Raw genomic sequence first — 23,462 nt, 5'->3', positions numbered from 1 at the left:
TCAGACGCTCCGCAACATGCGCCACAGCGCCAGACTGCCGACCACTTGCAACGCGGCGGCGCTGATCAGCATCTGCCGTCCGCCCGCGTCGTTCCACATGCCCAGCATGTAGCCGGGATTGGTCAGCATGAAGTAACTCACCAACAGCAACGGCAATGTGCCGAGCACCCAGGCGGTCATGCGTGTTTCGCCGGTCAGGGCGCGCAGTTGCCGCGCGCCCTGATCACGTTCGCGGATCAGTTTGATCAGGTTCTCCAGCAGCTCGCTGGCATTGCCGCCGTAGCGGTGATTGACCTTGAGGCCAAGCGCGAACATGCGCAGCTCGTCCTGTTCATACAGCTCGGCAAAATCGCTGACGGCGTCGGGCAGATTCACGCCCAATTGCACGTTGCGCTGCACCCGGCCCATGGCGGCTTTCAGCGGGTCCTCGCTGGCGTCGATGCTGCCCATCACCGCATCGCTGAGGGTGCGCCCGGATTTCAGGCTGCGGACGGTGTGATCAAGCAACTGCGGCAGTTGCTCGATCATGCGCTTGATCCGCCGCTGGTACAGAAAGGCGATGTACAGCCGCAACGCCAGTGGCGGCACGACGATCATCAGCAGCAGGCCGAACCAGTCGGCGAGTACGAAACCCAGCCCCATCGCCACTGCCCACAGACTCAGCCACAGGCCGAAACGTTCGGTCGGGCGGCCCAGCCCGGCGCGCAGGAACATCCGCTCCAGCCCGACCCAGACGGGTTTCTCCGCAGCCAGTTGCGGTTGCCCGGCGGCCAGTCGGTTGAGGACTTTTTCCGTGGCGGTCTTGCGCAGGCCTTGCAGGAACAGGCGAATCGACAGCCCCAGCAGGGCCAGGCAGACGAGGATCAGAATCAACGGTGCCCACATGTTCGCTGCTCCTCGCCGTCAGACCGAATGCGCATCAAAACGCAATTTGTCGCCGGCCGGATTCACTGCTTCGCGCAGAAAGCCAAAACCCGTGCGGCGGTCGAGGCGGAACAGGGTATTGGTGACGTAGACGTCTTCGCGAATGCCAACCACTTCCACCACTTCGCTGACGCAGCGGCGCCCATCGGGCATGCGCGTCAACTGGATGATCACGTCGAGAGCGGCGCAGATCATCTGGCGCAGGGTGCGTTCGGCGATGGAACGACCGGTCAGACCGACCAGGGTTTCCAGCCGCAGCAACGCATCCTGAGCATTGTTGGCATGCACGGTACTCATCGAACCGTCATGGCCGGTGTTCATGGCGGTGAGGACGTCGACCACCTCAACGCCGCGAATCTCGCCGAGGATGATCCGGTCCGGACGCATGCGCAGAGCGTTGCGAATCAGGTCGCTGGCTTTTACTTCACCGTGCCCTTCGGCATTTGGCGGGCGGGTTTCCAGGCGCACCACATGCGGGTGGCCGAGCTGCAATTCGGCGACGTCCTCAATGGTCACCAGACGTTCGTGGGGGTTGATCAACTGGCTGAGAATGTTCAGCAGCGTGGTTTTGCCGGTGCCGGTGCCGCCGCTGATGAGGATGTTGCAGCGCTGGCCGACCGCGTTTTGAAAAAACTCGAAGATCGACAGGTCGATGGTCTGCATCGCCATCAGATCGCTGCTCTTGAGCATGTCCTTGCGAAATTTGCGAATCGACAGGCACGGGCCGTCGAGGGCGATCGGCGGAATGATCGCATTGACCCGGCTGCCATCCGGCAGGCGCGCATCGACCATCGGCGAAGACTCGTCGAGGCGCCGCCCGAGCGGCGCAAGAATCCGCTGCATGACCCGCTCGACATGATGCGCATCGATAAAACGCAAATCGCTTTGATGCAGCACGCCGTCGCGTTCGATGAACACCCGGTGCGGGCCATTGACCAGAATTTCGGTCACCGAAGGGTCGCGCAGCAGCACTTCCAGCGGGCCGAAACCGGTGAGTTCGTCGACAATTTCTTCCGCCAGCCGCTCCATCTCATAGCGGGAAATCGCCAGGTGCAGACGGGCGATGTACTCGGCAACCTTGTCGGTGACGAAATGCGCGAGCTGCTGCCGCGAGCCTTCCAGCAGGTTTGTTCCCGACTCCTCGAGGGCATCGATGATGTAGCGATGCAGGACCAGTTTCAGGCCTTCGTGATCGCTGTTGCCGTTACCGGCGCGCTGTGCGCTGCCGAACAGTTTCTCCGTGCTCATGAGCTGCCTCGCAAGCGGTCGAACCACGTGACTTTGGGTTTCGCCAGCCCCTCGGAGCGTTTCGCCAGACGTTCGCCAAGAGCGCGCAGGCTCTGCGTGAGTTTCTCCCGAGGGGCCAATTCGAACAGGCTGACGCCCTGGTTTTTTGCGTTCAGGCGCACTTCCGGGGTCAGGGCCAGGGTGGCGATCACTTCGAGGTTGAAAGTCTTGCCGAGGGTTTCCGCGTTCGGCGCGACGCTGCTCAAATAGCGGTCAACCAGCAGGCGGGCATGGTCGAGCTTCATGCCTTTTTCGCGCCACAGATTGAGCACCGCGAGATTGCGTCGGCAGTTGAGCACGTTCTGGTCGGTGTACCAGAGCAGCTTGTCGCAGTGGCTGACGAAGGTGCGCAAGGCTTCGCTGTCGCTCTGCCCGGTAAGGTTCACGACGATGTGCTGAAAGTGCTGACGCAGGGCGCTGAGCAGCATGTACAACTCGGCGGCGCTGGTGTTTTCCAGCGGCTCGTCATTGCTTGCATAGGCGAGGATGCGCAGGCCGGCTTCGGTGCTGGTGAAGGCGCTGTCGATCAGTGTCGCGTCGAGCCGGCGCAAGTGGCGCAAGGCGTCGCCAAAATGAAACGAACTCTCCAGCCCGAGCAGCGCCAGGCTGTCGCCGCGCGGCAGACCGAGGTCGAGCAGCAAAGTCTGCTGGCCGCTCTTTTGCACCACCAGCGCCATGTGGTTGGTCAGCAGCGCGCCGTCGGAACTGCTCTGCACGCCGTACATCACCGTGAGCCCGCCCAGTTGCGTGTTCGGCGCCACCGGCGGCAGACGTTTGCTCAAGCGCCGTACCAGCCCGGCGACCTCACTGGAGCGCGAACCATAGGCGACAAAATCCCGCGCACCGGCGCGCATGGCATTGAGCACAAGCTGATTGTCCATGCCGTCGCCGAGGGCAACGATCGCCAGCATCGGTTTGGCCTCCAGCGCGCCTTCGATAAGTGCACTCTGCGCGACCACATGTTCACGATCGAGACCGACAAACACCAGGCTGGCGAACGTGACGTCGACCAATGCCAGCAACTCGTCGAGGCTGCCGCCCCCGGCGCTGACCACTTGGCCGAGCGGCGCGAGCGCACCTTGCAGCCACTCCAGATCAGTGCTGTTGCGGGTGATGGCGAGGAAGGTCTGGCTGAGGTTCTGGCTCATTGCGATAACCCGCTGCGCTTGTCGAAATTGCCGTTTTCAAGGAAAAACATGCGGTAGAAATTCGGGTCATAGTTGCGCAGCTTTTCACCGGGCAGCGACGGCAATTGCGCGTCCGCCGCCAGTGGCTGCACCAGATGCGGTGTGACGATCATCAGCAGTTCACGTTCTTCGCGCTTGATCTGCGAGCCTTTGAAAAATGCGCCGAGCACCGGGATGTCGCCCAGGCCGGGAAACTTGTTCACCTGTGAGCTGTTGGTAGTGCTGATCAAACCGCTGATCACGAAGCTTTCGCCATCGCCCAGCGACACGCTGGTGTCGGTGCGGCGAATGGTCAGCGCGGGCACCGTGGTGCCGGCAATGTTCACCGCGTTGGCGAAATCCAGTTCGCTGACTTCCGGGGCGACCTTCAGGGCGATGCGATCACGGCCGATGATGGTCGGCGTCAGGGTCAGGCGGATGCCGAATTCCTTGTACTCGATCGACACGCTGTCGCTGCCGGAGCTGGGCACCGGAATCGGGATTTCACCGCCCGCCAGAAAGCTCGCGCTCTGCCCGTTCAGCGCCACCAGGCTCGGGCGAGCGAGCGTGTAGGCAAAACCACTGGTTTCCAGCGCATTGATGATCGCCATGGTCTTGCCGCCAACCCAGGAGAAATTGAACAGCGAGTTATCCACCGGCAGGCGTGGCTGCGGCACCCCGTCAATCGGCGGCAGGGTGCCGGGCGAGCCGAAAAGAAAATTGCCGCGCGTGCCGATCAGCGAGGCGGTGGCTTCCTTGAGTTTGGTCCTGCTGACTTCGACAAAACGAATATCGGTCTGCACCTGCGAGGGCAGGCTCGGATCGTCCGAAGGCAGGCTGCCGGTCATCGCCGCAGTGGCGGCGCCTTGCACAAAGACCATGCTCTGGCGCGGCTCGCTTGAGCAGGCCGTCCAGACCATCAGGCTGGTCGCGCCGGGCGCCACGCCAGTGAGCAAAAACGATGAATTGCCGTTAGCGTGCACGTCGGCGATTTTCGGATCGCCGATCGCCAGACGGGTGATCGCCACGGGTGACTGCACATCCTGCTGAAAGCCTTCGCCGATCTCGATGACTGGCGGCAATCGGCCGAGGGTCGAGCAACTGCCAACGGCCGCGGATGCCGCCCCCGTCGACAGTCCCATCACCATCAAGACGCGGAGCATGTGTTTCCCTGTCGACCTGCAACGACTCTGCATGCACCTGGATCCTTGCGCTGTCATGGGGTTTGTTGGCTGAGCTGATTGCCGCGGATGATTTCCACCGCGGGGCGCGCGATTGTGTTTGAGCTGCTGCTGGACGGTGTTTTCGGTCCGCTGCCCATGGCCAGTTGGGTGAATTGGAAGAGCTGACTGTTGGCGTTATCGAGGTGCGCGGAGGACTGTTGTTCGCCAGCCCAATATCTGGCCAGACGTTGTTCTTCGCTGCTGCGTACGGCCAGGCGCAAGGTGCCGGCCTGGGTCGCAAGCATCAGGCGGCTCAGCAATTGCTGCGGCACCGCGAGCACCACGGTGCGTGCCGCGAGGCGGCGTTGATCCTGTTTGAGTTTGTCTTCGGTGCTGAGCGTCGGCGTGGCCGGTTGGCCATCGTTGGTCAGGCCGTACTGCTCGCCGACGCCGAGCACACGCATCGCCGGCAGGACAATTTGCGCCGACTGCTGCGGGTTGCTGGCGTCCTGACGCAGGTAGAGCAACACATCGACGTAATCGCCGGGCAGCAATTGCCCGGCCGCGCCGATCACTTCATCAACCGCCACGGTCAGCGCGCGTTCATCGCTGCGGATCATCCGCGCCAGCGTGCCGCCGGCGCTGAAACTTTCATCGGTGAGCCAGGTGCCCGCGCTCAAGGAACGCCAGGGTGTGCGACCGATGGCCTGATCGACATTGCTCAAGCTACCGGCCGGTGCGCTGCGCAATTTTTCTACTGTCACATCTGCCGCCGTCAGTGCGGTGAAGGGCGGCACATCGTGCAGCAGCACCACCACCGGTTGGCGAGTCTGGTCTTCGGCAATCGCGACAGTGTTTTCAACGCTGACCGCCGGGGCGATCGGTGCTTGCGCGACGGGGGCCGGATGGCGACTGAGGATCAATCCCCAATAACCGACAAAAATCGCGCCCAGCAAGAGGATGGCGGCGAGGGCCATGGTGACGCGACTGTTCATGACGGCTCTCCCTTTCCTGCTGCACTACCCGTCGAACTTGTTAACGAGAGAAATTCCCGATTCTGCAGCTATGAACATGCAACTATTTCGCTATTTGCACGCTAGCTGATCTGTACAAAAGCGCCATTAATGACAGGCAAATAACCCACGAAAGTATGGGTCCTGGCCAATTAACAGCTGGAAATGGCGTACATAGGCATGGATTAATGCTTTGTGATTAATCCGTTCTTACAGTTGTTGGGTGGGGGTTTGTTGACAATGCTCAGCTAGCACGGTGGAACCATGCCGCGGTGGTGGTGTCGGCGCCAGAGGCGCGAAGGAGCAGGCGTATGTTTGATATGAATCTGGAATTTCTGATGGCCAAGGCCCGTTTGTTGTTCAAGAGCGAGGAGGGCGCTTCGGCGATTGAATATGCGATTGTCGTGGCGATGGTCGCGGTGGTGGTTGTGGCGTTTGTTACCCCGTTGGGCGACCGGGTGCTGGCGATCTTCAACAACATTCTGACCAGTCTGGATGGGACTGCTGTAACCAGGCCGACGCCTTGATCGCGGTGTGGATCGCCGTTGGCTGATCTCGGGCTACACTCTGGTTTACTTTCAGTTTTCAGGGATTGCCCATGAATTCTCTCCCTATGCCCCGCCAACAGTTGCTTCTGGTTGACGATGAAGAGGACGCGTTGCTGGAGTTGGCGGAGTTGCTGGAGGGGGAGGACTTTGTCTGTCATACCGCGACTTCGGTGAAGCAGGCGTTGCATCACCTGACCCGGCATCCGGATATTGCGCTGGTGATTACTGATCTGCGCATGCCGGAGGAATCGGGGATGTCGCTGATCCGGCGCTTGCGTGAGCATACGGCGCGGGAGCATTTGCCGGTGATTGTGATGTCGGGGCATGCGGATATGGAGGATGTCAGCGATATGTTGCGGTTGCAGGTGCTGGATCTGTTTCGCAAGCCGATTTATCACGTTCGGCTTTTTGAGACGCTGGATAATTTGTTTCCCAAGGTTCGGGGTGGGTGACGCGGCGGCCTTTGGGCCGACCGGGTTCTTGGGGTTTGGGGGTTTATCCGTTGCTTCGGGTGTGGCGGCTGGCGGTTTCGCCCTTACGGCGACTTACTTTTTTACAAGCGCCTAAAAAAGTAAGCAAAAAACGCTAGCTCCTACGTACGGCCCTCGCAGGCTCGGGTCCCTTCGCTCCGGGATCGATCCGGGCGCAGCGGCTACGGTTTGCTTCGCTGCACCTCCTTCCGCTGTGTACGACTTCGTCGTACGGTCGCTGCGCTCCCACGCCCGGATCAATCCCTCCACTCAGCCTTCCGATGTCGCCGGTGACGCAAGATCAAAAGCAGGCGAGCTGACACTCGGCCTATTGAGTGGTGAGAAGCGACGCATGGCTTGGGATTTTCGGTGGATTCGCCCCTCACCCCAGCCCTCTCCCCCTGGAGAGGGAGCCGATTTGTGGGCCGTTCAGAACCTGCGTACGACTCGGTATCCCAAGTCGGCGTAGCTCTCGCATCCAGCTCGGTCAGTCCCCTCTCCCTCCGGGAGAGGGCTAGGGTGAGGGTTGGCTTTTGGCTTGCCAGGCTGATCGGCAGCACCACCGCATTATCGTTCATCGCCAGCAGGCTGGCTCCCACACGTCATGCGCCGATCTTGAAATCAGCGCAAAACCTGTGGGAGCTGGCTTGCCAGCGATGGCGCCCTCACAGCCAACGAATATTATGCAGAACTCACCCCATTCAAACTGTGGGAGCCAGCCTGCTGGCGATTGGCGGCCTCACTGCCACCTAATCTCTAAGTGCAAACACACAGTCCAATTGTAGGAGTGAGCCTGCTCGCGAATGCGGTTGTTCAGCCTGAACAAGCTTATTGTCGAACCGCCATCGAACACCCTCACCCCTACAACTGATAACTGAAACTGACGCTATACCGCGGTTTGCGATTCAACGTGTCCAGCGCTTCATCGGACATGGCCTTTGCCACTTCGAGCGATATGTTGTAGTACCTGGCGTCGCCAAACCTCAGCCCGATGGCTGTCGAGGAGAGGTTGTTGGCCTGTACCGGCAGTTGGTTGAACCAGCTGCGTGAGCGGTCGAGGACGACGTACGGTTGCAGGATGCGCAGCCAGTTGCCGTCGCGGTTGAAGCTGTAGTTGACTTCGTATGCCACGCCCCGGCCCTTTTAGAAGCGGGTGGTTGGCTTGGGATTGGTGGTGGATTCGCCCCTCACCCCAGCCGTCTCCCCCTGGAGAGCCGATTTGTGGGCCGTTCAGAACCTGAGTACGACTCGGTATCCCAAGTCGGCGTCTCTCTCACATCCACCTCGGTCAGTCCCCTCTCCCTCCGGGAGAGGGCTAGGGTGAGGGTTGGCTTTTGGCTTGCCAGGCTGATCGGCAGCACCACCGCGTTATCGTTCATCGCCAGCAGGCTGGCTCCCACAAGTCATGCGCCGATCTTGAAATCAGCGCAAAACATGTGGGAGCTGGCTTGCCAGCGATGGCGCCCTCACAGCCAACGAATATTATGCAGAACTCACCCCATTCAAACTGTGGGAGCCAGCCCGCTGGCGATTGGCGGCCTCACTGCCACCTAATCTCTAAGTGCAAACACACAGTCCAATTGTAGGAGTGAGCCTGCTCGCGATAGCGGCCTCACAGCCCCCCATGTTTTCCAGAACGCACCCATTCCAATGGTGGGAGCCTGCTCGCGAATGCGTCAGGTCAGCCAAAATAATCTGTGTCTCAGACCATCATCGCGAACATCCTCCCTCCTACAACTGATAACTGAAACTGACGCTATACCGCGGTTTGCGATTCAACGTGTCCAGCGCTTCATCGGACATGGCCTTGGCCACTTCCAGCGATATGTTGTAGTACCTGGCGTCGCCAAACCGCAGCCCGATGGCTGTCGAGGAGAGGTTGTTGGCCTGTACCGGCAGTTGGTTGAACCAGCTGCGTGAGCGGTCGAGGACGACGTACGGTTGCAGAATACGCAGCCAGTTGCCGTCGCGGTTGAAGCTGTAGTTGACTTCGTATGCCACGCCCCAGCCCTTGTCGCCGGAGGCTTGGTCGTCGGGGTAGCCGCGTCCGAAGTTTTGTCCGCCGAACACCGCGCGTTCGCTGTCGGGCAGGGTGTCGTCGCTCCAGTACAGCGCGGCCGAGAGGACGCCTTGCCAGTTGTCGAGGAATTTATCGCTCTGCACCCCGGACAGGCGTACGCGGAAGAAGTCCAGGTCGATGTCGTCGTAATTGGTGTGTGCGCCGAGGCTGTCGAAGCCTTGATAGACACCGGCGCTGAGGATGCGCAGTTGGCGAGCGTCGGCCTTGCGCCAGTCGCCTTCGAAGGCGAGGGCGCGGACATCGGTGCGCAACTCGGTGCTGAACGGGAAGTTGATGCCGTCGTAGCGGGTCTTGTCGTCGACCGCGTAGAGGCGTGAGCCGGCGGTCAGCAGTTCGTTGGCGGAGGTGATCAAGGGTGTGCTGAAGCCGATCGAGTAGCGGTCGTTTTCGCGGTGGGTGCTGAGCCGTCCGCCGCCGTTGACCAGCACTTCGGTATCGGGATCGGCGCGGTAGCGTGAGGCCGAGACGTTCAGTTGGGTGCCTTCGCTGTCGAGGAACTGGCTGTAATCGAGTCGGTAGTAGTGCTCTTGGTCATCGCCCGGTGGAAACAGGCCGCTGAGGCTCAGTTGCTCGCCCAGTGACGTCTGCGAATTGCTGCTGACGCCGAGCAGGGCCTGGGGGCCGTTGCGGTTGTCTTCGGTGGTGCTCAGGGTGCTGGTGAATGGTTTGCGGCTGGCCTGGGCGATCAGCGTGGTGGCGCCATCGGTGGTGCCCGGCGGCGGCACCTGGGCCTGGATCGTTACGCCGGGTATACGCGTCATCAGCGTGGTGTAGCGCTCGAAGGTCTTGCGGGTCAGCGGCCGTTCGGCCTGGATCTTTGCCGCCAGTTTATCGAGCAGACCTTTGACCCGGCCGACATCGCCCTGCATCTGGATATCGCGCACGTAGCCCTCCACCAGCACTACCCGGGCGACGCCGTCGTCGAAGTTCTGTTGCGGCAAAAACGCGTAGGACAGCAGATAGCCGTCCTGTTGATAGCGGCGGGTGATGTTGCGCGTGGCTTCGATCAGATCGGCGAGGCTGGTCTGTCGGCCGATCAGCGGTTTGTAGACTTCGGCCAGTTCGTTGAGCGGATAGATCGTGCCGCCTTCGATCTGCACGGTCTTCAGATCAACTTTGGTTTCCATCAGTAGCGGCTGCGCGGCAGTCGCGCCCGGATCCGGCACTTGCAGCGGCGTGGCACTCGGGCGATAGGCGTCGGCCGGCAGGTTCGGCTGGGGCAGGTTGCGGAGGGTTTCGTTGCTGTTGAGAAAGCTGGGCAGGGTGTCGGCGAAGGCGGTGGAAGTGAGACTGAGCAGCAGCAGGGATGCCATTACGCGCATAGGACACTCCATGGTCAGATCGCAGCACTGGGCGGATTTTTCCTGAGAAAAAAGGCGGAAGACTCGTGGGAGTCTTCCGCCCTCAACCAAGCGTAGGCGCTGTAGGTAAGGCCGTCGAATCGGCCAGGTGCAATTTAGCGTTGAGTGCCGCTCAAAGCGCCGGTCAGGCCACCGAGTACCCCGCCCAGACCGCCAGTGGTGCCACCGGTGGCAGTGCCGCTGTTGACCAGACCACCCACTGCCGCCACGGTGCCGCCGACATTGGTGACCAGACCACCGACCGCTGTAGTGACCGGGTTGTTGGTCGCGGCAATGGTGTTGCCGAGGCTGCTGACCGCGCCGCCGACCTGACCGGTGAGGCCGGCAACGGGTGAGCCAAGGCCAGTGGCGGCGCCGACTTGCTGGGTGACGCTGGTGACGGCGCTGGTGACCGGATTCAGGCCTGCGCCGACAGCAGCGCCAACCGTGGCCAGGGGTGATGTAGTGGCGGTGATCGGAGTACCAGAGCCACCGAGCACCGTGTTGAGCGAAGCGATGGTGTTGCCTAGCCCGCCAGCGGTCACACCACCGGCACTGACCACGCCATTGGTGTTGCCCGCGTTGAGGCCTGCGCCGACGTTGACCACCGCGCCACCGACAGTTTGCAGCAGGCCGGTGCCGCCGAGGCCGCCACCCAAACCACCGCCAGTGCCGGAACCGGTGCCGTTGGACACCAGACCACCGGCTTTGCCGACCGCCGTGCCAGTGTTGCTCAGCGCACCGCCAAGGGTATTGGTCAGCGCATTGCCGTTACCGGCGCCGGTGACTTTACCGCCAAGACTGTTTACCGCGCCGCCCACTTGCGCTACGGCGCCTTTGAGCGGATCGCCGAGGCCGGTGGCATCGCCGAGTTTGTCAGTAGTGCTCTCGACCATGGCGATCACCGGGACCAGGCTGCTGCCGACTTTATTGGTCAGATGGCTGGTCGGGCCATTGCTCAGGGTGGTGTTGAGGGTGTCGCCGAGCATGGTGACTTTCACCCCGACTCCGTCGAGAACCGGCGCCACTTTGGTGACCACGCCGCCGACTACCGGCACGCTGCTGGTGGCGCTCGCCAGTTTGCCGCTCAGGTCCGAGACACCGTCGCCGACATCCGACACCACGCCGCCGACCGAGGCCACGGTGGTGGTCAGGCCTTTCGGGTCGGTGGCCAGTTTGCCGATGCCGTTACTGACGCCATCACCGAGGGTGCTGACCACATTGCCCGTCGTGTTGGCCACACTTTGCACGATGCCGCCAGCCACTGGAACGCTGCTCAGGGAGTCGCCGATCTTGCCGACGCCATCGCCGACACCGCTGACGGTTTTGCCGACATCCTGCACCAGCGTCGTGGTCACGAGCGCTGGTGTGGTCGGGTTAGTCGGATTGGTGGGATCCGTCGGGGTCGTAGGGTTTGTCGGATCGGTGCCGCCGCCGGTTCCGCCAGTGCCGCCACCCGTCCCACCAGTGCCGCCGCCAGTGCCGCCAGTGCCTGCGGTATCACCCCCGCCTGCGGTGCCGCCAGCGCCGCCGGACCCATCGGTGCCCGCCGTGCCGTCTGCGGTCGAACTGCCCGAACTGCTGCGATGGCCGCCACCACCGCTGCTGCAGCCGGCGATGCCGAGGGAGAGGATCAATGCCAGAGCGATTGCCGATTTGGACCACATCACTTGAGTTTTCATGATCGAGATTCCTGCACCTGTCACAACGTTACGTTGCCTTCGATGGCCCGCCGATCTGTTGTCGGCGATGCCTCGTCCATGGCTCTAATCTCAGTCGATCAGTCATTTCGCACCATTCTCAAGTTGGTATTAACGCCTTGATACGAAGGACGCGGCGCTCTGCCTAAGGACTAATACTCAGGTCATAACAACGCAAAAAAAAGCCTTGAAAATCAAGGCTCGATATTTTTCGGAAGCGGGCAGTGGTATGTAAAAAACTTAAGTTATATACATACAATTGACGGTTTTTTGCGCTCGATTCTTCAGGCAATCGGCTGCCACTGGCCGACCATGTGCTCCAGATCTCCGGCGCCGACCAGTCGCAACTCGCCGCTGGAACCCGGCGCACTCGCCAGCAACGTCACTTCGCTGGGCAGGCGCACCGGTTTGCGAAAATGCACGGCGATCTCCAGATTGGCTTTGGGCAGGTGCTCGGAGAGTGCCGCCAGCGTGCGCGCCTTGTTCCATAAACCGTGGGCGATGGCGGTGGGGAAACCGAACAGTTTTGCGCTGGCGGCGCTCAGGTGGATCGGGTTGTAGTCGCCGGACACTTTCGCGTATTGCCGGCCGATATCCACCGGCGCGTGCCAGTGCGCCACCTCCAACAGCGCTTGCGCGGGTTGCCAGATTGGTTCAGCGGGCTCGCCGTCGAGTTTCACCCCGCGACAGAGCATCTGGCTCTGCGCCTCCCACAACGGCCCGAGCTGATCATCCAGTGTGGTCAACAGATCGAACGTCGCGCCTTTGGCATGCGCTTGCAGGTTGTGCACACGCACGCTGAGCTGCGCCCGGCTGATTGCGCCCAACGGTCGCAGCACGCGAATGCGATTGCTCAGATGAACCAGTCCCAGCAGCGGGAACGGGAATTCTCTGTCAGTGAGCAACTGCATCTGCAAGGCGAAGGCAAGAATGTGCGGATACGTCGGTGGCAGCAGGCCGTCGTCGCTGAAGCCGCAGACCTTGCGATACGCCGCCAGACGTTTGCCATCGATGTCGACCCAGCAGCGCAAACCTCGGTCGGGCAATTGCGTGCCAGTGATCTTGCGCCGCGTTGCCGCCCTGGCGTACAGCGCGGGCAGGTTCGGTTCGCGGTCCAGCGTGTGCCATTCGATGCTCATGCCTAGGCCCCCAGAACGCTTTGACCGCAGACCCGCAGCGCCTGCCCGGTGAACGCGCCACTACCGGGTTGTGCCAGCCACGCCACTGCTTCGGCGACATCCTGCGGCAAGCCGCCCTGGCCCAGCGAACTCATGCGGCGCCCGGCCTCGCGCAGGCCGAAGGGAATGTGTGCAGTCATTTGCGTTTCTATGAAACCCGGCGCGACGGCGTTGATACTGATGCCGCGTGGCAGCAGAGTCGGCGCCCAGGCTTGCGCCAGGCCGATCAACCCGGCCTTGCTCGCGGCGTAGTTGGTTTGCCCGCGGTTGCCGGCGATGCCGCTGATCGAGGCGAGCAGAACCACCCGCGCGTTGTCACGAAGGGTGCCGCTGTCGAGCAGGGCCTTGGTCAGCACCTGCGGGGCATTGAGATTGACCGCGAGCACCGCGTCCCAGAATTCCGGGGTCATGTTGGCCAGGGTCTTGTCGCGGGTAATCCCGGCGTTGTGCACCAGAATGTCGAGGCCGTCCGGGAGCTGTTCGATCAGTTGCGCGGCGGCGTCTTCCGCGCAGATATCCAGGGTGATGCTGCGCCCGCCGAGGCGGGCGGCGAGGGCTTCCAGATCGGCTTTGGCCGGCGGCACGTCGAGCAGAATCACTTCGGCACCATCGCGAGCGAGGGTTTCGGCAATCGATGCGCCGATGCCGCGCGCCGCGCCGGTGACCAGCGCTTTACGTCCGGCCAGTGGTCGCGTCCAGTCGCCGACCGGCGTGGCGCAGGGGCTGAGACGAATCACCTGACCCGAGATGAACGCGCTCTTGGGCGAGAGAAAAAACCGCAGCGGGCCTTCCAGCTGATCTTCGGCGCCTTCGCCGACATAGATCAGTTGCAGCGTGCCGCCGCTGCGCAGCTCCTTGGCCAGCGAACGGGAAAAACCTTCCAGCGCACGCTGTGCACTCGCCGCGAACGGATCGCTGAGGGTTTCCGGCGGGCGACCAAGAATGATCAGATGTGCGCTGTGTTCGAGGTTCTTCAGTAACGGCTGGAAAAACTCGCGCAATTGCTTGAGCTGGTCGGTGTGCTGCAATGCGCTGGCATCGAACACCACCGCCTTGAGTTTCGGCCCATGCCCCGGAATCCATTCGCTGGCGCTCGCCGGTTGCTCGCCGTAGCGGTAGATGCCATCGGTCAAGCGATTGGCAAAGGCACTGATGCGTTCGGTCAGTGGCCCGCCACCGATCAGCAGCGCCCCCTCGACCGGACGCAGGCGTCCGGCCTGCCAGCGTTCCAGCCGCACCGGCGACGGCAGGCCCAACGCCCCGACCAGACGATGGCCGAGGGACGAGTTGGCGAAGTCGATATAGCGGTCAGACATGGAACGCTCTCCAGAAGTTGGGGTTCAAAGTGTGGACTGCCGAGGGCAATCAATCGTTCGATCAGCGCAATAAGGCCTACGCTGCAAAGCAGAGTAGACCACCGACCCTGTGGGAGCTGGCTTGCCAGCGATGGCGTAGTGTCAGCCACCGAAGATATTGGATATGCCGGCCCCATCGCTGGCAAGCCAGCTCCCACAGGGCTCCATGTGTATTGTGAAAAGGAGTTGTTCATGACCCAGCTGCGCCGCGTCGCGATCATCGGCGGTAACCGTATCCCCTTCGCCCGGTCCAACGGACCGTACGCCACGGCCAGCAATCAGGCGATGCTCACCGCCGCCCTCGAAGGCCTGATCGAACGCTATAACCTGCATGGCCAGCGCCTCGGCGAGGTGGTCACGGGCGCGGTGCTGAAATTGTCACGGGATATGAATCTGACCCGCGAATGCGTGCTCGGCTCGCGCCTGTCACCGGCCACCCCGGCCTACGACATCCAGCAAGCCTGCGGCACCGGTCTGGAAGCGGCGATCCTGGTGGCAAACAAGATCGCTCTCGGCCAGATCGACTGCGGCATCGCTGGCGGCGTGGATACCACGTCGGATGCGCCGATCGGCGTCAGCGAAGGCTTGCGCAGAATTCTCCTGCAAGCCAACCGCGCCAAGAGCACTGGCGACAAGCTGAAGTCCTTTCTGCAGTTGCGGCCTCAGCATCTGATTCCGGATTTTCCGCGCAACGGCGAGCCACGCACTGGTCTGTCGATGGGGCAGCACTGTGAGCTGATGGCGCAGACGTGGCAGATCCCCCGCGAAGAACAGGATCAACTGGCCCTCGAAAGCCATCACAAACTCGCCGCGTCCTACAGCGAAGGCTGGCACAACGACCTGATGACACCGTTCCTCGGCCTGACCCGCGACAACAACCTGCGCCCGGACCTGACCCCGGAAAAGCTCGCCAGCCTGAAACCGGCCTTCGAGAAAAGCGCGAAAGGCACGCTGACCGCCGGCAACTCCACACCGCTGACCGATGGCGCCTCGGTGGTGCTGCTCGGCACTGAAGAATGGGCCAGAGAACGTGGTCTGCCGATCCTCGCGTACCTGCGCGACGGCGAAGCGGCGGCGGTGGATTTCGTCAACGGCGCCGAAGGTTTGCTGATGGCCCCGGTGTACGCGGTGCCGCGTTTGCTGGCGCGCAATGGCCTGACCTTGCAGGATTTCGATTACTACGAAATTCATGAAGCGTTCGCGGCGCAAGTGCTGTGCACGCTCAAGGCCTGGGAAGACCCCGACTACTGCAAAACCCGCCTTGGCCTCGACGCGCCGCTGGGCTCGATCGACCGCAGCCGGCTGAATGTGAAAGGCAGCTCACTGGCGGCGGGGCATCCGTTTGCAGCAACGGGTGGGCGGATTGTGGCGAACCTGGCGAAGTTGCTGGATGCGGCGGGGAAGGGGCGCGGGTTGATCTCGATTTGTGCGGCGGGTGGGCAGGGCGTGACTGCCATTGTTGAACGCTGAGAGAGCTTTCCCTCACCCTAACCCTCTCCCGGGGGGAGAGGGGACTGATTGGGGGATATTGGGGAGATTCGCCGATCTGAGAGACTCGTGTTGAATCCAGAATCGAACCGATTTGGAGAATTCCATATTCGACTCGGTATTTCAGGTCGATGGACAACGCCAGACCCCGCGGTCGGCCCCCTCTCCCTTTGGGAGAGGGCTGGGGTGAGGGGGCTTTTAGGACCGCCACAAACTTAGGTCCGAAACCGTCTGACCAACCCATCCAACTCATTCGACAACCCCGCCAGACTCTGCGAATCCAGCCGTGCCGAATTAGCCAATTCCGCCACCAACTGCGCATCCCCATGAATCTGGCTGATGTGCCGATTAATGTCCTCAGCCACCTGGTGCTGCTCTTCCGCCGCCGTGGCGATCTGCGTGTTCATGTCGCGGATCACGTCGACCGATTCGCGGATCTGCCCGAAGCTTTCCCGCGCCTCGCCAATGCGCGTCACCGATTGCTGCGAGACCTGCAGGCTGGCGTGCATTTGTTGGGTGACCTGACTGGTGCGCTTGGCCAGGTTGCCGAGCAAACCATCAATTTCCGCCGTCGAATCCGCGGTGCGTTTGGCCAGCGCGCGAACCTCGTCGGCGACCACGGCAAAACCGCGGCCCTGTTCACCGGCACGCGCGGCCTCGATGGCGGCGTTGAGTGCCAGCAGGTTGGTCTGCTCGGCGATCGAGCGGATGGTGCCGAGGATCGACTGGATATCGGTGCTGTCGCGCTCCAGTTGCTGCATCGACTGCGCTGACTGCTCGAGTTCTTGGCTCAACTGATCGACGCTGTGCACCGCTGCATCGATCTGTTGCTGGCCTTGCCGCGCCTGGCGCTGGCCGCTGTCGGCAGAATCCGCCGCCTGACTGCACGAGCGTGCGACTTCGTTGGCGGTGGCGACCATTTCATGGAAGGCCGTCGACACCATATCGACCGCCTCGCGCTGACGCCCGGCCGCTTCGGCCATGTCACTGGACACCTGAGTCGAGCTCTGCGAGGTGGCGAGAATTTTTCCCGCCGCGCCGCCGATGTGCTGGATCAGGCTGCGGATCGCCGTCAGGAACTGGTTGAACCAGTTGGCCAGTTGCGCGGTTTCATCGCTGCCACGGATATCGAGGTTTTTGGTCAGGTCGCCTTCGCCCTGGGCGATGCCTTCCAGGCCACTGGCGACGCTGCGGATCGGCCGCACGATGAGGCTGGCGAAACTGGCGCCGACCACGGCGAACAGCACGGCGAGCACGGCGGCAATGATTGCGATCAGCCAGGTCAGTTGCGTGGCGGAACTCATCACATCGCTCTGCTTGATCAGGCCGACAAAGGTCCAGCCCAGTTGCTCCGATGGCCAGACGTTGGCCATGTAGCGTTCGCCGTTGAGCTCGACTTCGACCAGCCCTTTGCCAGCCTTGGCCAGTTGCGCATAACCCTCGCCGAGGCTGTCGAGCGGCTTGAAGTTGTGTTCTGGCTGTTTCGGGTCGACCAGTACCGTGCCACTGTTTTCCAGCAGCATCAGGTAACCGCTGTCGCCCAGTTTGATCTGCTTGACGATCTCGGTGAGCTGCTTGAGCGTCACGTCGATGCTGACCACGCCGCCGTTGCTGCCGAGTTTGTTGTCGATGGTGCGCACGGTGCTGACGTAGGTGGCATCGTCCTGCGCCCAGTAATAAGCCGCGGTGCGAAACGGTTTGCCCGGTTTGGCCTGGGCGGCCTTGTACCACGGGCGCTGGCGCGGGTCGTAGTTGTTCAGCTTGGGATCGTCCGGCCACGACACGTAACCGCCGGCAGCGGTGCCGACAATTGCATAGGCGTAGGCGGGGTGGGCGTTGCCCAGGTCCTGCAGAAACGCAAAGACCTTTTTGTCCATCTCGCCCTGCGGGATGGTTTCGGCGTTGGCGCTCATGTAGGTCTTGAGGCTGTCGTCGGTGTTCTTGATCAGCGGTTGCGACGCCAGGTAATCGACGTTCTGGCTGATGCCGTCAAAAAACAACTGCATGGCGTTGCTGACCTGACGGATCTCGCGGCCGCTGCTGTCGACAAAACTGTCCCGGGCATCGCTGCGCAGGTTCATCACCACGAGGGTAGCGACCAGCACCACCGGCAAGCAGGCGATGATTGCAAACGCCCACGTCAACTTCTGTTTGATGTTCATCCGCGCTCCAGATTTTCTTGTAGGCCCACGCAGTGCAGATGACTTGTGGTTTATTGGCAGCCGAAAACGTTGTGGATCACCCGTTTCCCTGGGCGCGGCATCGCAGGTTGTTGTGGAACGATTGTCGAACAGATCCCTCTGTCATTCAGGGCTTCGGCTGCGCAAACGGGAAATTGAGGCGGCGCGGAAAAAATCCGCCGAAGGGTCGCCGGGCGCTCATGTCAGATTCTGTCGCAAATGCCCTTGCAGACGGAGGCCAACATATTCGCCGGGCTCGGCTATGATTCGCATCGGTCGATGCGCGAGCGCAGAGTTGGCCCTGTAATCCGGCACAGTGTGTGCATTCTCGACGTTCACAGGTTGGCACCCCCTCCCCGTGATGCGAGGATTGCCGTATAACGAGTGACATTCGCGTGTTTGGTAATAAAGGACCCACAATAAAAGCTGATGAAGACTCCAAAACGCATTGAACCCCTGATCGAGGACGGTCTGGTCGACGAAGTGCTGCGCCCACTGATGAGTGGCAAAGAGGCAGCTGTTTATGTGGTGCGCTGCGGCAATCAGTTACGTTGCGCCAAGGTCTACAAGGAGGCGAACAAACGCAGTTTCCGCCAGGCGGCCGAGTATCAGGAAGGTCGCAAGGTGCGCAACAGCCGACAGGCTCGCGCGATGGCCAAGGGCTCCAAGTTCGGCCGCAAAGAGACCGAAGACGCCTGGCAGAACGCCGAAGTGGCGGCGCTGTTCCGTCTGGCCGGTGCCGGCGTACGCGTGCCCAAACCCTATGACTTCCTCGACGGCGTGCTGTTGATGGAGCTGGTGGCCGACGAGTTCGGCGACGCTGCGCCGCGTCTGAACGACGTGGTGCTGGAGCCGGATCAGGCGCGCGAATATCACGCGTTCCTGATTTCGCAGATCGTGCTGATGTTGTGTACCGGTCTGGTGCACGGTGACCTCTCGGAGTTCAACGTGCTGCTGACCCCGACCGGCCCGGTGATCATCGACCTGCCGCAAGCGGTCGACGCCGCCGGCAACAACCACGCATTCAGCATGCTCGAGCGCGATGTCGGCAACATGGCTTCGTACTTCGGTCGCTTTGCCCCGGAGCTGAAGAAGACCAAGTACGCCAAGGAAATGTGGGCGTTGTATGAAGCCGGCACCTTGCACCCCAACAGCGTGCTGACCGGTGAGTTCGACGATCCGGAAGACCTGGCCGATGTGGGCGGCGTGTTGCGCGAGATCGAAGCGGCGCGCCTCGACGAGGAACGCAAGCAGGCCATTCGCGCGGCCGACGACGAGCCTAAAGGCAAGTCCGAGGAACCGCCTCCACCGCCGTGGATGCATTGAACGCGTGAACACAAACCCGGCTTCGGCCGGGTTTTTTGTGCTTGCTCCGTTGCCAATGCACCACGATTCCCCTGTAGGAGTGAGCCTGCTCGCGATAGCGTCAGCACAGTCAGCATCTCCATCGGCTGAACCGCCGCAATCGCGAGCAGGCTCACTCCTACAGGGGTTGTGGTGTTGTTGGAAGTTGTATGGGACTCTCACCGGCTCCAACCACACTCAAGGACTGAATGTGCCCACCCCCCGCAATCTCCAGCTGATCGTCAGCGCGCGGCTGATCTCCGATTTCGGCGCTTTCCTCAACATGGTCGCGTTGGCCACTTACGTCTACCTGCTGAGCAACAGCGCCATGAGCGTCGGCATCTTCCTCGCCAGCCGCGTCGGCGGCGGGATTTTTGCCAGCCTGATCGGCACCGCGTTCTACCGCCGCTGCAGCGGCCGCGTGCCGTTGATCGCTTTTGATTTACTGCGCGCTGGCGCATTGGCGTTGCTGCTGATTGTGCCGGTCGGCCAACAAGCGCTGCTGCTGCCGCTGATCGCCTTCGTGCTCGGTTTGGGCAACTCGATGTTCGCGATTGGCGTGAACAGCCAGCTCCCGCGCTTGATCGAGCCGGCGCAATTGCTCAAGGCCAATGCCTGGATCACTTCAGCCTCGTCGGCAGCAATGGTCGGCGGCAGTCTGGTGTCGGGATTGCTGGTGGCGGGGTTTGGTTTTGCAACGGTGTTCGCCCTGAATGCGCTGACCTATGTACTGGCCGCGCTGTTGATTGTGCCGCTGCGTTTTGCCGCCACGACCGTCAACGATGTACCCGAACGCGGCGAATGGACCGCCCTCAAAAAAGGTCTGCGCGGTGCCCCGGTGGTCGCGGCGATGCTCGCCGTGACCATGGCCGATACCCTCGGCAGCGCCGCACACAACGTCGGCTTCCCGATCATTTCGAAACTGCTCACGCCCGAGTCGGCAAGCACGACGCTGGGCCTGGCACTGGCGGTATGGGCCTGCGGCAAGCTGCTCGGTGCGCGTATCGCCAGTCGCTTCAAGGCTACGGGCAACAGCGATTTGCAGCGTCGATATTTCCTCGGCGTGGCCGTGATGTCCTGTGGGTTCATCCTGATGTTCCAGCAGCACAGCCTGTATGGCTTGCTGTTGTTTGCCCTGCCGGCCGGCCTCGGTGACGGGATTTCCGAAGTCAGCCTGATGTCGCGCCTGCAACGCGAGCCCGAGTCACTGCGCCTGCCGATCTTCAGCGTCCTCACTCTGCTGCAAATGACCGGTTTCGGCATCGGCATGCTCGTCGCCGCACCGTTCTATCAATGGTGGACGCCGGGAGCCGTGGTTTCGCTGTTCCACGGCATTCCCCTCGGCACGCTGCTTGTGCTGAAAGTGCTGGCGCTCAGGCGCGCGCGGGTTGCGCGCAGCAGCCCGACGCCAGTTCCTTGAGAATCGGGCAGTCGGGGCGCTGGTCGCCGCTGCAGTGTTCGACCAGATCCTGCAGGGTGTCGCGCAACTCGCCCAGCTCGCGGATCTTCTGATTCAGCTCGTCGATGTGTTGGCGCGCCAGGGCCTTCACATCGGCGCTGGCGCGCTGGCGGTCCTGCCACAGGGTCAGCAGCTTGCCGACTTCTTCGAGCGAAAAACCCAGGTCCCGCGAGCGCTTGATGAACGCCAGGGTGTGCAAGTCATCGCTACCGTAGACGCGGTAACCGGCGTCGGTACGATGGGCCGCTTTGAGCAAACCGATCGACTCGTAATAGCGGATCATTTTTGCGCTGAGGCCACTCTGCCGGGCCGCTTGGCCGATGTTCATCGCTGTTCCTCCAACTCATCGGGTTTCCAGGTTTTCAACAGTAGCGCATTGCTCACCACGCTGACGCTCGACAAGGCCATGGCCGCGCCGGCCAGCACCGGATTGAGGAAGCCGAACGCCGCCAGCGGAATGCCGATCAGGTTGTAGACAAAGGCCCAGAACAGGTTCTGGCGGATCTTCGCGTAGGTCTTGCGGCTGATCTCCAGCGCCGCCGGCACCAGTCGCGGGTCGCCGCGCATCAGGGTGATGCCGGCGGCGTGCATGGCGACATCGGTGCCGCCGCCCATGGCGATACCGATGTCGGCGGCGGCCAGGGCCGGCGCATCGTTGATGCCGTCGCCGACCATCGCCACCACGCCGGCCTTCTTCAGTTCGGTGACGGTAGCTGCCTTGTCTGCCGGCAACACTTCGGCGTGGACATGGGCGATGCCCAGCGCCTCAGCGACCACCCGCGCACTACCGCGGTTGTCGCCGGTCAGCAGATGGCTGTGAATATGGCGCGCGGCAAGTTGCTGTACGGCTTGCAGCGCGCCGGGTTTCAGCGTGTCACCGAAAGCGAACAGTCCGAGCACGCGCGGCTGCGGGCTCTGCTCGATCAGCCACGACAGGGTCCGGCCCTCGGTTTCCCAGGCCGTGGCACTGTCGTTCAGTGGCGCGGCGTTCAATCCGCTTTCTTCGAGTAACCGTCGATTGCCCAAGGCCAGGCGGCGACCGTCCAGTGTGCCGGCGATGCCGCGCCCGGTCAGGGACTGGCTGTCGCTGACATTCGGCACATCCAGGTCGCGTTCAGCGGCGGCATCCAGCACCGCTTTGGCCAGTGGATGTTCGCTGCCGCGTTGCAGCGCCCCGGCCAGTTTCAGCAGGGTGTCTTCGTCGCCATCGATTGCACTCATATGGGCAATACGCGGCGTGCCTGACGTCAGCGTGCCGGTCTTGTCGAACACCACGGTGGTGACGGCATGGGCGCGCTCCAGTGCTTCGGCGTCCTTGATCAGAATGCCGTAGCGCGCCGCCACGCCGGTGCCGGCCATGATCGCGGTCGGCGTGGCGAGGCCGAGGGCGCAAGGGCAGGCGATGACCAACACCGCGACGGCATTGATCAGCGCGGTTTCCATCGGCGCGCCGTAGAGCCACCAGCCGATCAGCGTCGCCAGAGCAATCAGCAGCACCGTCGGCACGAAAATCTGGCTGACTTTATCCACCAGCTTCTGGATCGGCGCTTTCGCCGCTTGCGCGTTTTCGACCAGACGGATGATCCGTGCCAGTACGCTTTCCGCACCCAGCGCTTGAGTGCGCACCAGCAAGCGCCCCTCACCGTTGATCGCGCCACCGGTCACCGGGTCGCCGGGTTGTTTCGGCACCGGCAGGCTTTCGCCGCTGATCAGCGCTTCGTCGGCGTGGCTCTGGCCGTCGATGACTTCGCCGTCGACCGGAAAGCGTTCGCCGGGTTTGACCAGTACCACGTCGTTGAGACGCAGGGCGCTGATGGCGACGTCCTGCTCGCGGCCGTCGATCACCTGAATCGCGCGTTCCGGGCGCAACGCTTCAAGGGCACGGATGGCGCTGGCAGTCTGGCGTTTGGCGCGGCTTTCCAGGTATTTGCCGAGCAGCACCAGGGCGATGACCACCGCCGAGGCTTCGAAATACAGATGCGGCATGCGTCCGGCGGCGGTAGCCCATTCATAGAGGCTCAAGCCATAACCGGCGCTGGTGCCCAGGGCCACCAGCAAGTCCATGTTGCCGGCGCCGGCGCGCACGGCTTTCCACGCGGCGACATAGAAACGTGCGCCGAAAATGAATTGCACCGGCGTGGCGAGGGCGAATTGCGCCCACGCCGGGAGCATCCAGTGCAGGCCGAACGGTTGCAGCACCATCGGCGCCACCAGCGGCAGAGCCAGAGCAATCGCGCAAATCAGCGTCCAGCGCTCGTGCTTGAGGCGCTGTTGCTGGTTATCGGTTTTCGCCGCTTCGGCTTGCCAGACGCTGGCGGAGTAACCGGCCTTGCTCACCGCGTCGAGCAGCGTTTGCTGATCGATTTGGCCGAGCATTTCCAGGTGCGCACGTTCGCTGGCGAGGTTGACGCTGACGCTTTTCACCCCGGCGACTTTGTTCAACGCGCGCCCGACGCGGCCGACGCAGGACGCGCAGGTCATGCCGTCGATACTCAATTCGAGGGTTTGCTGGGGGACGCTGTAACCGGCGCGCTCAACGGCTTCGAGCAACGCCGGCAAGCTGTCGCCCGGCGCCTGCACGCGGGCCTGTTCAGTGGCGAGGTTGACGCTGACGTCGCGGGCGCCGCTGACTTTGCTCAAGGCGCGTTCGACACGTCCGGCGCAACTGGCGCAGGTCATGCCGGCAATCGGCAGATCAAACGTGGTGGAATCGGACATTGGTCGTACTCCCTGCAGTAGAGGCCTGCAAGGATCAACCTTGCCATGC

General features: G+C 62.3%; 16 protein-coding genes and 3 pseudogenes. 5 read left to right on the top strand and 14 right to left on the bottom strand.

Annotated features, from left to right (window positions below; all coding sequences use genetic code 11):
- From BLU24_RS25295 to cpaB, 5 genes are read right to left on the bottom strand one after another with little or no spacing between them, the layout of a single operon-like run.
- Positions 1 to 885 (bottom strand): type II secretion system F family protein, encoded by an 885-nt coding sequence (locus BLU24_RS25295; RefSeq protein WP_093105078.1) that lies wholly within the window; start codon positions 883 to 885, stop codon positions 1 to 3.
- 18 nt (positions 886 to 903) lie between these two features.
- Positions 904 to 2,172, bottom strand: coding sequence for a CpaF family protein (locus BLU24_RS25290; RefSeq protein WP_093105075.1), 1,269 nt, complete (start codon positions 2,170 to 2,172; stop codon positions 904 to 906).
- On the bottom strand, positions 2,169 to 3,359 hold the full coding sequence (locus BLU24_RS25285) for an AAA family ATPase (protein WP_093105071.1): 1,191 nt from the start codon (positions 3,357 to 3,359) through the stop codon (positions 2,169 to 2,171). Before BLU24_RS25285 ends, BLU24_RS25290 begins: the two co-directional genes overlap by 4 nt.
- On the bottom strand, positions 3,356 to 4,573 hold the full coding sequence (locus tag BLU24_RS25280; protein WP_093105067.1) for a type II and III secretion system protein family protein: 1,218 nt from the start codon (positions 4,571 to 4,573) through the stop codon (positions 3,356 to 3,358). Before BLU24_RS25280 ends, BLU24_RS25285 begins: the two co-directional genes overlap by 4 nt.
- Before the next feature lie 20 nt (positions 4,574 to 4,593).
- Positions 4,594 to 5,535 (bottom strand): Flp pilus assembly protein CpaB, encoded by a 942-nt coding sequence (gene cpaB / locus BLU24_RS25275; RefSeq protein WP_093105062.1) that lies wholly within the window; start codon positions 5,533 to 5,535, stop codon positions 4,594 to 4,596.
- A gap of 338 nt (positions 5,536 to 5,873) precedes the next feature.
- Between cpaB and BLU24_RS25270 the strand changes: the two genes are divergently transcribed.
- Both BLU24_RS25270 and BLU24_RS25265 read left to right on the top strand, forming a co-directional pair.
- A complete protein-coding gene (locus BLU24_RS25270; RefSeq protein WP_093106955.1) occupies positions 5,874 to 6,080 on the top strand; it encodes a Flp family type IVb pilin in 207 nt (68 codons plus the stop codon).
- 71 nt (positions 6,081 to 6,151) lie between these two features.
- Complete coding sequence (locus BLU24_RS25265) at positions 6,152 to 6,553, top strand: response regulator (protein WP_093105058.1); 402 nt, start codon at positions 6,152 to 6,154, stop codon at positions 6,551 to 6,553.
- Between the two features lie 879 nt (positions 6,554 to 7,432).
- Here BLU24_RS25265 and BLU24_RS25260 read toward each other — a convergent pair.
- The 5 genes and pseudogenes from BLU24_RS25260 to BLU24_RS25240 form a co-directional block, all read right to left on the bottom strand.
- Positions 7,433 to 7,714, bottom strand: a pseudogene (locus BLU24_RS25260) (ShlB/FhaC/HecB family hemolysin secretion/activation protein); the annotation flags it as partial.
- A 588-nt stretch (positions 7,715 to 8,302) separates the two neighbouring features.
- Positions 8,303 to 9,973, bottom strand: a complete 1,671-nt coding sequence (locus BLU24_RS25255; RefSeq protein WP_093105050.1) for a ShlB/FhaC/HecB family hemolysin secretion/activation protein — start codon at positions 9,971 to 9,973, stop codon at positions 8,303 to 8,305.
- 134 nt (positions 9,974 to 10,107) lie between these two features.
- Entirely contained in the window at positions 10,108 to 11,673 is a 1,566-nt protein-coding gene (locus tag BLU24_RS25250) for a collagen-like triple helix repeat-containing protein (RefSeq protein ID WP_093105047.1), read from the bottom strand.
- Positions 11,674 to 11,975: 302 nt separating this feature from the next.
- The gene (locus tag BLU24_RS25245) at positions 11,976 to 12,830 is read right to left on the bottom strand and encodes a MaoC family dehydratase (protein ID WP_093105044.1); all 855 of its coding nucleotides are present in this window, start codon (positions 12,828 to 12,830) and stop codon (positions 11,976 to 11,978) included.
- A 2-nt stretch (positions 12,831 to 12,832) separates the two neighbouring features.
- On the bottom strand, positions 12,833 to 14,185 hold the full coding sequence (locus tag BLU24_RS25240; RefSeq protein WP_093105040.1) for a 3-oxoacyl-ACP reductase: 1,353 nt from the start codon (positions 14,183 to 14,185) through the stop codon (positions 12,833 to 12,835).
- Between the two features lie 231 nt (positions 14,186 to 14,416).
- Here BLU24_RS25240 and BLU24_RS25235 point away from each other — a divergent pair, with 231 nt between their 5' ends.
- Positions 14,417 to 15,694: an acetyl-CoA C-acetyltransferase gene (locus BLU24_RS25235; RefSeq protein ID WP_093105035.1), complete on the top strand. Its 1,278-nt coding sequence runs from the start codon at positions 14,417 to 14,419 to the stop codon at positions 15,692 to 15,694.
- Positions 15,695 to 15,927: 233 nt separating this feature from the next.
- Here the strand turns inward: BLU24_RS25235 and BLU24_RS28305 are convergent.
- Positions 15,928 to 16,527 (bottom strand): annotated as a pseudogene (locus tag BLU24_RS28305) (methyl-accepting chemotaxis protein); the annotation flags it as partial.
- 306 nt (positions 16,528 to 16,833) lie between these two features.
- Positions 16,834 to 17,718, bottom strand: a pseudogene (locus BLU24_RS28300) (cache domain-containing protein); the annotation flags it as partial.
- Between the two features lie 603 nt (positions 17,719 to 18,321).
- Here BLU24_RS28300 and BLU24_RS25225 point away from each other — a divergent pair.
- A complete protein-coding gene (locus BLU24_RS25225; RefSeq protein ID WP_093105029.1) occupies positions 18,322 to 19,218 on the top strand; it encodes a PA4780 family RIO1-like protein kinase in 897 nt (298 codons plus the stop codon).
- Between the two features lie 229 nt (positions 19,219 to 19,447).
- Positions 19,448 to 20,656 carry an MFS transporter gene (locus BLU24_RS25220; protein WP_093105025.1) on the top strand — a complete coding sequence of 403 codons (1,209 nt, stop codon included), beginning with the start codon at positions 19,448 to 19,450 and terminating at the stop codon, positions 20,654 to 20,656.
- Here BLU24_RS25220 and cueR read toward each other — a convergent pair.
- Positions 20,610 to 21,023, bottom strand: a complete 414-nt coding sequence (gene cueR / locus BLU24_RS25215; protein WP_090281149.1) for a Cu(I)-responsive transcriptional regulator — start codon at positions 21,021 to 21,023, stop codon at positions 20,610 to 20,612. The genes BLU24_RS25220 and cueR overlap by 47 nt on opposite strands.
- The gene (locus tag BLU24_RS25210) at positions 21,020 to 23,413 is read right to left on the bottom strand and encodes a heavy metal translocating P-type ATPase (protein WP_093105021.1); all 2,394 of its coding nucleotides are present in this window, start codon (positions 23,411 to 23,413) and stop codon (positions 21,020 to 21,022) included. The genes cueR and BLU24_RS25210 overlap by 4 nt, the downstream gene beginning before the upstream one ends.
- Between the last annotated feature and the right edge of the window lie 49 nt (positions 23,414 to 23,462).

The organism is Pseudomonas sp. Z003-0.4C(8344-21) (assembly GCF_900104975.1).
Lineage (GTDB): Bacteria > Pseudomonadota > Gammaproteobacteria > Pseudomonadales > Pseudomonadaceae > Aquipseudomonas > Aquipseudomonas granadensis.
This window is presented reverse-complemented; position numbering and strand designations above follow the sequence as displayed.